13 protein-coding genes and 1 tRNA gene are annotated in these 11,390 nt (G+C 71.4%); 6 read left to right on the top strand and 8 right to left on the bottom strand.

Features of this window, described 5'->3' with window-relative positions:
• The 3 genes from DKL51_RS11740 to DKL51_RS11730 all read right to left on the bottom strand — a co-directional run.
• The coding region (locus DKL51_RS11740; RefSeq protein WP_148097769.1) for a PP2C family protein-serine/threonine phosphatase at nt 1–1,333 on the bottom strand (1,333 nt) is incomplete at its 3' end.
• Entirely contained in the window at nt 1,330–1,815 is a 486-nt protein-coding gene (locus DKL51_RS11735) for an FHA domain-containing protein FhaB/FipA (RefSeq protein WP_109946686.1), read from the bottom strand. The genes DKL51_RS11740 and DKL51_RS11735, both read right to left, overlap by 4 nt.
• Before the next feature lie 6 nt (nt 1,816–1,821).
• A complete protein-coding gene (locus DKL51_RS11730) occupies nt 1,822–2,610 on the bottom strand; it encodes an FHA domain-containing protein (RefSeq protein WP_109946685.1) in 789 nt (262 codons plus the stop codon).
• A gap of 209 nt (nt 2,611–2,819) precedes the next feature.
• Here DKL51_RS11730 and DKL51_RS11725 point away from each other — a divergent pair.
• From DKL51_RS11725 to DKL51_RS11715, 3 genes are all read left to right on the top strand, one after another.
• Nucleotides 2,820–2,905: transfer RNA gene (locus DKL51_RS11725), tRNA-Leu, on the top strand.
• 106 nt (nt 2,906–3,011) lie between these two features.
• The gene (locus tag DKL51_RS11720; protein ID WP_109946684.1) at nt 3,012–4,085 is read left to right on the top strand and encodes an NAD-dependent epimerase/dehydratase family protein; all 1,074 of its coding nucleotides are present in this window, start codon (nt 3,012–3,014) and stop codon (nt 4,083–4,085) included.
• Entirely contained in the window at nt 4,082–4,888 is an 807-nt protein-coding gene (locus DKL51_RS11715; RefSeq protein WP_124812045.1) for a WecB/TagA/CpsF family glycosyltransferase, read from the top strand. The genes DKL51_RS11720 and DKL51_RS11715 overlap by 4 nt, the downstream gene beginning before the upstream one ends.
• 64 nt (nt 4,889–4,952) lie before the next feature.
• Here DKL51_RS11715 and DKL51_RS36900 read toward each other — a convergent pair whose 3' ends face one another.
• The gene (locus tag DKL51_RS36900; RefSeq protein WP_109946683.1) at nt 4,953–6,947 is read right to left on the bottom strand and encodes a S8 family peptidase; all 1,995 of its coding nucleotides are present in this window, start codon (nt 6,945–6,947) and stop codon (nt 4,953–4,955) included.
• A 218-nt stretch (nt 6,948–7,165) separates the two neighbouring features.
• Between DKL51_RS36900 and DKL51_RS11705 the strand changes: the two genes are divergently transcribed.
• The gene (locus tag DKL51_RS11705; RefSeq protein WP_124812044.1) at nt 7,166–7,765 is read left to right on the top strand and encodes a hypothetical protein; all 600 of its coding nucleotides are present in this window, start codon (nt 7,166–7,168) and stop codon (nt 7,763–7,765) included.
• Here DKL51_RS11705 and DKL51_RS11700 read toward each other — a convergent pair.
• The 3 genes from DKL51_RS11700 to DKL51_RS11690 all read right to left on the bottom strand — a co-directional run bounded on the left by DKL51_RS11700 (nt 7,733) and on the right by DKL51_RS11690 (nt 9,368).
• On the bottom strand, nt 7,733–8,140 hold the full coding sequence (locus tag DKL51_RS11700; protein ID WP_109946682.1) for a hypothetical protein: 408 nt from the start codon (nt 8,138–8,140) through the stop codon (nt 7,733–7,735). The two genes, DKL51_RS11705 and DKL51_RS11700, sit on opposite strands and share 33 nt — an antisense overlap.
• Before the next feature lie 155 nt (nt 8,141–8,295).
• Nucleotides 8,296–8,517, bottom strand: coding sequence for a DUF397 domain-containing protein (locus tag DKL51_RS11695; protein WP_109946681.1), 222 nt, complete (start codon nt 8,515–8,517; stop codon nt 8,296–8,298).
• On the bottom strand, nt 8,487–9,368 hold the full coding sequence (locus tag DKL51_RS11690; protein ID WP_109946680.1) for a helix-turn-helix domain-containing protein: 882 nt from the start codon (nt 9,366–9,368) through the stop codon (nt 8,487–8,489). Before DKL51_RS11690 ends, DKL51_RS11695 begins: the two co-directional genes overlap by 31 nt.
• Before the next feature lie 631 nt (nt 9,369–9,999).
• Between DKL51_RS11690 and DKL51_RS11685 the strand changes: the two genes are divergently transcribed.
• A complete protein-coding gene (locus DKL51_RS11685) occupies nt 10,000–10,284 on the top strand; it encodes a hypothetical protein (protein WP_109946679.1) in 285 nt (94 codons plus the stop codon).
• Nucleotides 10,285–10,388: 104 nt separating this feature from the next.
• Nucleotides 10,389–10,832 carry a hypothetical protein gene (locus DKL51_RS11680; protein ID WP_423790569.1) on the top strand — a complete coding sequence of 148 codons (444 nt, stop codon included), beginning with the start codon at nt 10,389–10,391 and terminating at the stop codon, nt 10,830–10,832.
• 7 nt (nt 10,833–10,839) lie between these two features.
• Here DKL51_RS11680 and DKL51_RS11675 read toward each other — a convergent pair.
• Nucleotides 10,840–11,390 (bottom strand): PASTA domain-containing protein (locus tag DKL51_RS11675; protein ID WP_124812043.1); only part of this gene is annotated, 551 nt, incomplete at its 5' end.

Below are 11,390 nucleotides of genomic sequence, written 5' to 3'. Positions count from 1 at the left end.
GGGTGGCGGTGGCGACCGGCCGGCCGCTGGCGCTGACGGCCGGCGCCACCGGGGAGGCGGTCGGCGCGGCCGTGGGGCTCACCGCCGCCGCCGTGGGACTCGGCGGGCAGAGCGGCTTGAGGTTCGGGTTGGCCGGGTCGTCGCTGGTCAGCTCGGCCAGCCGGCGCACCGCGTCCGGTTCGCTCTTGGCCTGGATGCCCTGCTTGACCTGCTCCTGCGCGGCCAGCGTGAGGTCGTCCAGCTTGGCCTCGCTGGTGGAGTGCACGCTGGACAGGTCGAGGCCGGCGATCTGGCCCGGTACGCCGCGGAAGACGGCGAGTTGACCGGAGTCGGTGGCCCCGACGTAGTACTGCCGCTGGGTGTAGTTCCACCCGGCGAAGAGGCCGCCACCGAGGATGACCACGAGGGCCAGCAGCATGGCCGCGGCCCGCAGCGGGCGGTGCCGGCGCCGCTCCGGCTCGTCGTCGCGGTTGTCCGCCGGCTCCTCCGGCGCGGAGGGGCGCGGGGCGGAGAGGGCGGACGCACGGGCGGCCGGGGTGGAGACGTCGGCCGAGGTGGCCATGCCGCGGTCGCGGGCAGCGGCGCCGCCGACGATCGGGGACGCCTCGACGATGTCCTGGTCGGTGGCGTCGGCGATGATCACCGTGATGTTGTCCGGGCCGCCGCCGCGCAGGGCCAGCTGCACCAGCCGCTCGACGCACTGCTGCGGGTCGGCGTACTCCCGCAGGGTGTCGCCGATGGTGTCCGCGCTGACCACGCCGGAGAGCCCGTCGCTGCAGATCAGGTAGCGGTCGCCGGGCAGCACCTGGCGGACGGAGTACTCGGGGTCGATGTCGCGGCCGTCCAGCGCCCGGGTGAGCAGCGAGCGCTGGGGGTGGCTGCTCGCCTCCTCCGCGCTGATCCGACCCTCGTCCACGAGCATCTGGACGTACGTGTCGTCCTTGGTGATCTGCGCGAACTCGCCGTTGCGCAGAAGGTAGGCCCGCGAGTCACCGATGTGGACCATGCCGAGCTTGCTGCCCGAGAAGAGGGTGGCGGTGAGCGTGGTGCCCATCCCCTCCAGCTGCGGGTTGGCGTCCACGGTGTCGCGGAGCTGCTGGTTGGCGGTGCCGACGGCCGATCGCAGCGCGTCGACGAGGGCGTCCCCGGGGACGTCCTCGTCGAGGGGCGCCATGGCACCGATGACGATATTGCTCGCGACGTCACCGGCGGCCATACCGCCCATGCCGTCGGCGACGGCAAGCAGCCGCGGCCCGGCGTAGACGGAGTCCTGGTTACCGTCTCGGATCAGACCGCGGTCGCTGTGGGCCGCATAGCGCAAGGTCAGAGTCATGGCCGTAATTCGAGAGAGGTGCGGCCGATCCGGATCGGCACGCCGAGGGGGACGGGGGTTGGTCCGGTGACCTTAGCGCGATCCAGGTATGTGCCGTTAGTCGAGCCGAGGTCCTCCACGAACCACTGCCCGTCGCGCGGCACGAGCCGGGCGTGCCGTGCGGAAGCGTAGTCGTCGGTGATCACCAGCGTCGAGTCCTCGGCCCGTCCGATGGTGATCTGGGCTTCACCGAGCGTGATCCGGGTGCCGGCCAACTGACCGGCGGTGACCACCAGCTGATGCGCCGCCCGGCCCCGCTTCACCTTCGCCGGCTTCGCCGCCTGCCCGGTCGAGGCTCCGACCCCGCGCGGCGCGGCCACGAGCCGACCCGACCGGGCCCCCGCGAAGAGGTCCCGGCGGATCACGCCGACCACCGTGAACACGAAGATCCACAGCAGGATGAGGAACCCGAACCGGGCGACGGTGATGACGAGTTCCGGCAAGGCGGGTCAGCCGTCCACGCGGAAGGTCAGGGTCGTCGTGCCGAGCTGGATCATGTCGCCCGGGTTGAGAGCGACGGCGGAGACGCGCTGGCCGTTGACCATCGTGCCGTTGGTGGAGCCGAGGTCGGTCAGCACGACCTGGCCGCCGTCGAAGTCCAGCCGGGCGTGCCGGCGGGAGATCCCGACGTCGGGCAGGCGCAGGTTCGCCTGGTCGCCGCGGCCGATCACCGTCGAGCCCATCTGCAGCGGGTAGGTGCGACCGTCGCCGGAGACCAGCCGGACGTTGCGACCGCCGCCGTGCCCCGGCGGCGGGCCGTAGCCGCCGCCCTGGTCGTACGCCGGGTACGCCGGGCCGGCGTCGTAGCCGCCGGGCGCGGAGACCGGGGCGACGTCGCCACCGGTGTAGACCTCGGCGGTGACCCGGAACATGCCGGTGTCCAGCCCCTCGCCGCGCTCGATCTCGACGATCACGTCGCCGTAGACCGTCCACGCCTGCTCGCCGATGAACTCCGCCTGCGACTGGGCCAGCTCCTGGGCCAGCGCGGCGGCGTACGGCGCAAGCCGACTGTGGTCGTACGGCGAGAGATCGATCACGTAGCGGTTGGGCACCAACGTGCGCCCACCGGCCAGGATCGCCTTGTGCGCCTCGGCCTCCCGCTGCATGGCGTTGAGGATCTCCACGGGGTGGACCACCCCTTTGAAGACCTTGGCGAAGGCCCCCTCGACCAGGCCTTCCAGACGCTTCTCGAAGCGTTGCAGCACGCTCACCGGCTCCTCCTCGGGTTCCGAGGCCATGATGGTATCCGGACACCGCCCGCGCAGCTCACATGCCGCTCGGCCGGCGGCCGACGGGCCGTTCGATGGGACGCCTGCGGTCGTGCTACAGTTTCGTCCGCCACGAACGGTGATCGCTCGTGGCGATGACCGGTCACAGCGTAATATGTCCGGGCACCCGCCGCAGGCGACGGGCGCGGGATGAGTTACGGTGTTGCAGGTCAGGCCACGGGGAAGTGGCGGAATGGCAGACGCGCACGGTTCAGGTCCGTGTGCCCGAAAGGGCGTGGGGGTTCAACTCCCCCCTTCCCCACCATCGCGAGGGCTCCGCAGCTGCGGGGCCCTCGCGTCGTATCGGGGCGTGCCGGACGTCACGCTATGCTCCGATGGTTTCCCTGCCTCCTATGGACCAGGAGTGGCGTGTGAGTGTCGCGTTGGTGACCGGTTCGGGCGGTCTGATCGGTTCAGAGGCGGTCCGGCACTTCGCCGGCCTCGGGCTCGACGTGGTCGGGATCGACAACGACATGCGGCAGGAGTTCTTCGGTGCCGAGGCGTCGACGGCCTGGAACGTCCGGCGGCTGACCGACGAGCTCGGCGCGGGGTACTCCCACCACAGCATCGACATCCGGGACCGGGCCGCGCTGGGCAAGCTCTTCGAGCGGTACGGGCGGGACATCGCCGTGGTGATCCACACCGCCGCCCAGCCGTCGCACGACTGGGCGGTCCGTGATCCCTTCACCGACTTCGACGTGAACGCCGGTGGCACCCTGAACGTGCTGCAGAACGTCCGCGAGCACTGCATCGAGGCGCCGGTGATCCACTGCTCGACCAACAAGGTCTACGGCGACCGGCCGAACACCCTCCCGCTGATGGAGCTGGAGACCCGGTACGAGTTGCCCGAGGATCACCCTTACTACCAGGGCATCCGCGAGGACATGTCGATCGACGCCTGCCTGCACTCGGTCTTCGGCGCCTCCAAGGTCGCCGCCGACGTGATGGTCCAGGAGTACGGCCGCTACTTCGGCATGAAGACCGCCTGCTTCCGCGGCGGCACCCTGACCGGCCCGGCCCACTCCGCCACCGAGCTGCACGGCTTCCTCGGCTACGTGATGCGCGCGAACATGGAGCGCCGCACGTACAAGATCTTTGGCTACCAGGGCAAGCAGGTCCGGGACGCGATCCACAGCTCCGACGTGGTGTCGGCGTTCGAGTCGTTCTTCCGCAACCCGCGCTCGGCGGCGGTCTACAACCTGGGCGGCGGCCGACACTCCAACATCTCGATGCGTGAGGTCTTCGCCCTGGCAGAGGAGATCACCGGCAAGGAGATGATCAGCGAGTACGTCGAGGCGAACCGGATCGGCGACCACAAGTGGTGGATCGGCTCGAACGAGGCGTTCCAGGCCGACTACCCGGACTGGAAGCAGGTGTACGACGTGCCGATGATCGCCCGCGAGATCTACGAGGCGAACGTGGACAAGTGGGTGCCGCAGGCATGACCACCGGGACCAAGCGGAACGTGCTCGGCGTGCTGGTCGACGCGACCGACTACGCCGCGGCGACCGAGGCGGTCGTCGCGGCGGCGCACGAGCGCCGCCCGCTGGCCCTCACCGCGCTGGCGGTGCACGGGGTGATGACCGGGGTGCTCGACCGCGCGCACAACGCCCGGCTCAACTCGTTCGACGTGGTCACCCCCGACGGCCAGCCGGTCCGCTGGGCGCTCAACCTGCTGCACGGCGCCGGCCTCACCGACCGGGTCTACGGCCCGGAGCTGACGCTGCGGGTGCTGGCCCGGTTCGCCGAGGATGGGCTGCCGGTCTATCTCTACGGCTCCACCGAGGAGACCCTGGCGCGGCTGATCCCGGCGCTGGGGGCGAAGTTCCCGGCGCTCAAGATCGCCGGTGTCGAGCCGTCGAAGTTCCGCGCGGTCCAGCCCGGCGAGGACGCCGAGATCGCGGATCGGATCAAGGCGAGCGGCGCCCGGCTCGTTCTGGTCGGGCTGGGCTGCCCCCGGCAGGAGGTCTTCGCGTACGCGATGCGGCCGCTGCTGGACATGCCGCTGATGGCGGTCGGCGCGGCCTTCGACTACCACGCCGGCCTGCTGCGAAACCCGCCGGCGTGGATGCAGCGCGCCGGGCTGGAGTGGTTCTGGCGGCTCGGCCTGGAGCCGAAGCGGCTCTGGCGCCGGTACGTGATCCTCAACCCGGCGTACCTGGCCCGGCTCGCGGCGCAGAAGACCAGGCTGTGGAAGGCCACCCCGCCGGCGCCGGCCGGTGAGCGTCCCGCCACGTTCGCCGTCTGACCGCACAACGACGCCCGGCGGCCCCCACGAAGGGTGACCGCCGGACGCCGGTGGGAAGGTTGGCTCAGGAGACGTTCAGCGCGGTGTCGTCGATGACGAACGAGGTCTGCAGGGACCAGTCCTCCACCCCGGTGAACTTGATCTGGACGGTCTGCCCGGCGTAGGCGCCCAGGTTGAACGACCGCTGCGCGTAGCCGGTGTTCTTGTTCAGGTTCGAGTACGTGGCGAGGGTCGCCAGCACTGAACCGCTGCTGTTGAGCACCTGCACCTTGAGCGTGTCGTACGCGGTGCTGGTGGTGGTCTCCGACGTGTCGATGTGCAGCCAGAAGCTGAGGCTGTACGACGAGCAGCCGGCCGGCAGGCTCACCGACTGGGCCAGCGTGTCGGTGTGCGAGCTGCCGTACCCGTCCAGCCAGGCGTTCCAGGTGCCGGAGCGGGGCGGCTCGCCGGACGAGCCGTACTGGCCGATCACGCCCGAGGTGGCGGTCCACCCGGTGTTCCCGGACTCGAAGCCCGGGTTGACCAGCTTCTGACCGCCCCCGGTGCAGCCACCGGTGCCGGTGACGGTGAGGGAGTACGTCGCCGTCTTCGTGCCGGACGCCGCCGTACCGCTGATCGTGACGGCGTACGTGCCGGCGGGGGTGCTGGTGGAGGTGGTGATGGTCAGCGTGGACGATCCGCCCGAGGTCACCGTGGCCGGGTTGAACGAGGCGGTCGCGCCGCTGGGCAGGCCGCTCGCGGAGAGGCTGACCGACTGGGCCGAGCCGCTGGTGGTGGCGGTGCTGACGGTGGCGGTCACCGAGCCGCCCGGCGCGGTGGAGCCCGAGGTGGGCGACACCGAGACGGAGAAGTCGTTGGTCGGCGGCGGGGTGCTGCCGTTGACCACGTAGAGCAGCTTGTTCGGCGAGCCGGTCCCGGCGTTGGTCACCACCCCGCTGGTGGCGTTGTTCACCAGGTAGTCGCGGACCTGCTGCGGGGTCCAGGACGGGTTGGCGCTGGCCACCAGCGCCGCCGCGCCGACCACGTGCGGGGTCGCCATCGACGTGCCGCTGATCGTGTTGCTGGCGGTGTCGCTGCTGTTCCAGGCGGAGGTGATGGACGAGCCCGGCGCGAAGATGTCCAGGCAGGTGCCGATGTTGGAGAACGACGACCGGGCGTCGGTGTTGGTGGTCGAGCCGACCGTGATCGCCTCGGCGGTCCGGGCCGGGGAGGTGTTGCAGGCGTCCGCGCCGGAGTCGTTGCCGGCGGCCAGGCCGTAGGTGACGCCGGAACTGATCGAGTTCCGCACCGCGGTGTCCAGGGTCGTGTCGACACCGCCGCCGAGGCTCATGTTGGCCACCGCCGGCTTGACGGCGTTCTGGGTCACCCAGTCCACGCCGGAGACGACCCCGGCAGTGGTGCCGCTGCCCTGGCAGTTGAGCACCTTGACCGCGACGAGCTGCACGCCCTTGGCCACCCCGTACGAGGAGCCGCCGACCGTGCCGGAGACGTGCGTCCCGTGGCCGTTGCAGTCGGTGTTGTTGGTGTCGACGGTGTTGGTGCCCCAGGTCGCCCGGCCGCCGAAGTCGGTGTGCGTGGTCCGGATGCCGGTGTCGATGATGTAGGCGTGCACGTTGCTCGCCGTGTTCGGGTACGTGTACGAGCTGTCCAGCGGCAGATTCCGCTGGTCGATCCGGTCCAGACCCCAGGACGGCGGGTTCGTCTGGGTACCGGAGATCGAGACGGTGTGGTTCTGTTCCACGTACGCCACCGTGGGGTCCGCGGCGATCCGCGCTGCGGCCTGCGCGCCGACCCGGACCTCGAAGCCGCGCAGGGCGGCCTGCCAGGTGCGCGCCACCGTACCGCCGTGCCGGGCGGTCAGCCGCTGCGCGGTGTCACCGACCTGGCTGGGCGCGACGGCACTGTCCTTCAACACCACGATGTAGCTGTCGGCCACCGCGGTGGCGCCGCCGGCGTCCCGGATCGCTCCGGTCGGCTCGGCGGCCAGGGCGGGCGAGGCCGCCGCGAGCATTGTCAGGGCGGCCACGCCGACGAGTACGGACCTGTGTGGGAGAGCCATCTCCCTACCTCCCTCCGACCGGCACGCGAGCGTCCGCCCGGTGAGGCAGGCAGATCGACGATGACCGATCAAACCAGAGCGTAGGTCACCGGTGGAGGAAGGTTGGAGATGTCGAACTTTCCATATCACCGGCGAGATGGCCCCTACGGGCTGGCCTACGGGACGAACCGGGGACCGGCCCGGATTCGGTGCGCGTCGAACTGGGCAAGGCTGACGGCATGGATGACCATCTCACCGTTCTGCTCCCGATCGCCGCCGTCTGGCTGGCCGCCGGGATCGTCGCGGACGGGCTGCCCCGGCTGGACCGTGCCCGCGCACTCCGCCGGCGTACCGGATGGTTGTCCACCCTGACCCTGACTGGGCTCGGCCTGACGGCCGCGGTGCTGATCGCGGGCCTGCAGAGCGCCGGCACGACGCCGGTCGACCGGGCCGCCGCCGGTCTCGCCCTCGCGGCGGCCCCGGCCGCGGTGGTGGCGCTCTGCACGGTACGGCGGGTCCGCCGGCTGCGGGCCGGTGCCGGCGCCTTCGCCGCCGCGCCGGACACCCCCGCCCCGCACGGCCTGCGCGCCGCCGCGGCGCACCCGCTGATCGGGCTGCCGCTCCAGGTCACCGCCCTGGCCCTCGTCCCGGCCCTGGTCTCGGCCGCCGGCGTCGACCTGCTGGCCGGACCCGCCGTCACCGGACCGGCGCTCACCGTCGGCGCGCTCGGCGTCACCGTGATCGGCGTACGCCACGCGCTGCGGCACAACCGGCTCTGCGAGCGGGCGCTGCCGGACGAGGTGGCGTCAGCGCGAGCGGCCCGGCCCCTGCACGTATAGCAGCTCCAGGATCGCCCGGGTCGCCTCGAACCAGCGGTCCAGCCAGCCCGGCGGCGGCACGCTCCCCTTCGGGGGCAGCTCCATCAGCAGGCCGCGCAGCAGCGGATGGTCCACCAGGGACTCGGCCGGCTCCACCGGCCACCCGGACGGCGGGAACGACGGCTCGGTGAGCGGGTCCGGGTCCAGCGACGGCAGCGACAGCGGCGGATCGGCCTGCTCCGCTGTGGACGGCGACCCGTCCCGGTCGTCCGCCTCGGTGTCGACGGAGACCACCTCGGTCAGCACGGTGTCCCGGCGCGATCCGCGGTACTTGCCGCCGAACCGTTCCGCCTTGCCCGGGCCGTTGCCGAGATTCTCCGAACCGATCGTCGTCATCCGTCTCGCCTGCCTCGCTCGGTTGCTGCTCCGTGCGGTTCAACGATGCGGGGATGGAAGTGGCGACGGCCGATCAGAAGGCCCGGGGGGACAGAAAAAATGGTCCCGCCCGGCCGTCGGGCCGGGCGGGACCACGTTTCGGTCCGGTCGCGGGATCAGGCCCGGCCGAACGCCCCGTTCCTGGCCCCGGTGACGAACGCGCGCCAGTCACCCGGGGCGAAGACCAGGGCCGGCCCGGTCTTGTCCTTCGAGTCCCGGACGCCGACTGCCCCGGTCACGTACGCGACCTCCACGCAGTTGTCACAGTTGGGCCCGCTCTTGGAACTCTTGAACCAGGTCGCCTGGGTCAGCTCCACGGGGAACTCCTTGGTCGCCATTTCCACAACGGCTCCTCTGCCAGTTTTGCGATGTATGCGATCGATTCTTCCGGGCGAATGGCCGCCGCTCGAATGTGATCGAAGATGAAGCTGTACTTCTGCAGTTCGTCGCTCTTCTCCAGGAAGAGCCCTCCCGTGGCGTTCTCCGCGTACACCACATCGGGATCACTCGGTTCGGGGAAGCTGAGGATCGTGAAGGTACCGTCCATGCCGGCGTGCGCGCCCACCTCGAAGGGCAGGACCTGAAGCGTCACGTTCGGCAGTTCGGCCACCTCCACCAGCCGCTTGAGCTGAGCGCGCATCACCGCGTCCCCGCCCACCGGCCGGCTCAGCACCGCCTCGTCGAGCACCACCCACAGATCGACCGGGTCATCCTGCGTCAACAACGACTGACGGCCCAGACGGACACGCACCCGTTGGTGAACCTGCTCCGGGCTGAAGTCGGGCCGGGCGGCCCGGATCATCGCGCCCGCGTACTCCTCGGTCTCCAGCAGGCCCGGCACCACCTGCTGCTCGTACGCCCGGATCGAGCTCGCCGCCGCCTCCAGCCCCACGTACGCCCCGACCAGCACCGTGCTGTACGGATGCCACCAGCCCTTCTGGCGGGCCTCGCGGGCAATCTGCACCAGCTCGTCGCTCTCGGCGCCGACCACCCCGTAGATGCGGAGCATGTCCCGCACGTCGCGCGGGGTGGCGCTGGTGTGACCGGTTTCGATGCGGGAGATCTTCGAGGCGGAGCACTCCAGTTGCTCGGCGACCGCCTCGATGGTGATGCCGGCGGCCTCCCGCTGACGGCGGAGTTCCGCCCCCAGGCGTCGACGCCGGATGGTGGGGCTGCGCCGCTCGCTCACGACGCCGCTCCGCGGGCTGCGGGACGGGAAGACCAGCTCCTCGCGCTCACCCGGCTACCTCCGGTCGATCGCGCCCGGCTCCTCACCCGCCGAGGGCGCGACCGTCGTACGGCGGGCGATCGTTCGCGGCAGGGTGTGGTGCCGGTGCTCGACCGGCCGCGACGGGCGAAACCGGCGTCCAGTGTGCCGTCCCGGGGCAAAGGCAATCAAGCGTCTCGCTCCGTGTCCCTCATACTCATCGGCAAAAGTCGACGTGCAACTTGCATGTCGCACGACGCTGGTGCACTCTGTCGATATGGCGAGGGTCACTCATCGTCCTCACATGATCCCTAGGCGTGATCATTACGCCGACGATCGGACGGTGGGCGGTGAGCCGGCTCGCGCCACCGCGAAACCTGCCCCGGGGCTGAAGACCCCGCCGCTGCACGCCAGCAGGCTGCGGCGGCGGGAGCGGTAACCGGGAGCAGCCGGGTGATGGTCGGGTGGCGGCGCGCCACCGCGGGTACGGCCCGACCACCGCCGACAACCTGATCCGCGGTCCGTGCGGCACGATCCCGCAAACGGGCCGACCCGTCCCCACGATCAGCTTCTCGCCGGCTCAACCGCCGGCCGACTCTTCCCAGGAGCTCATGTGCTTCCCCGCTCCGGTGACGTACTGCACGTGACTCGCGCGGCGAGTGTCCAGTTCCTCCGGCCCATCACGTTCCGGGTGATCCGCGCGCACGACTGGCCCACCTACGACGGCTGGGTGTGGCTCGACGGCTACGAGTTGAACGCGACGGGGGACGCGGTCAACCGGCGGTCGATCTTCGTGCAGTCGGCCGGGCTGTGCCAGCTCCAGGCCGCCCCGGCGCCCCGGACGGGTGCCGTGCACACCCGGCGCACCGTCGTGCCCACCCCGGTCCGGGTGGGCTGACCAGGGATTGGCCGGTCGGCGGGCCTGCTGCGGCCATAGAATCGGTGGCGCCACCCGGCGAAGTTCCATCCCCGCGCGTCCCGGACCCCGAATCTGGGATGGTCATGCTCACATTGCCCGCCGCGCGGCGGCACCACAGGTCCCGTATCGGATACACCTTCGGACTCCTGGCACTGTTCGGTGCCGCGACTGCGCTGGCGGTCGTGGTGCGCTATCCCGCCTTCTCCGCCACCCCGCAGCTCAGCGAACCGGTCCCGGCCCCGGAGATCACCGTGATCGGTGAGGACACCGCGTCGCCCAGCGAGCCCGGAGAGTCCGGCTGGGCGGACCCCGCCGACTCCCTCGCCGGCGAGGCGGGCACCGCCCCGAGTCCCGACCAGGCCGACGGTGGCGCCGGGAAGCACGCGCTGGCCGACGCCCCAACCCGCACCGACCGCGTACCGACGAGCGACGACGTCAGCCGCTCGCTGTTCTATTCGGGGCTGCTGGGGCTCGCCATCTCGCTGGCCGGGCTCGGCCTGGTCGGCACGAGACGGCGCATGTGGTGACGGACGTTCAGGGGGTCGCGGTGGCCGAAGGACCGGGCGTGGGAGTGCCGGCGCCGGTCGTCGGCGCCGCGGCCTCGGCGACCACGACGGTGACCTGCTTCCCCTCGGAGATCAGCTCACCGACGCCCGGGTCGGTCTCGATCACCGTGCCGGCCGGGCGGTCCGACGGCCGGGTTTCCACCCGGTAGTCCACGCCGAGCCGGTCGAGGATCGCCCGGGCGGTCGCCTCCGGCAGCCCGACCAGCGGGGGCATCGGCACCTGGGCCGCTGCGCTGGTGGTGGGCGGGGTGGTCGGCGGCTCGGTGCTCGGCGCGGCCGAGGTGGGTGCGCTGGTGGCCGGGGCGGTGGTTGCCGGGAGCGAGAGCGTCGGGGACGGCGCGGGCCCTCGGTCCGCCGCGCGCAGCGCCAGCCAGACGCCCACCCCGATCAGGGCGATCAGCAGCAGTGCGAGGATGCCCAGCAGGATCGGCATCCACCAGCGGCGGTTGGCCTGCTCCTCGGTGTACCACTCGGTGGTCGGCTCCCGGTAGCCGACCACCGAGTGGTACACCGACTGTC

This window comes from Micromonospora globispora (assembly GCF_003857015.1).
In the GTDB taxonomy this organism is placed as follows: domain Bacteria; phylum Actinomycetota; class Actinomycetes; order Mycobacteriales; family Micromonosporaceae; genus Micromonospora; species Micromonospora globispora.
This window is presented reverse-complemented; position numbering and strand designations above follow the sequence as displayed.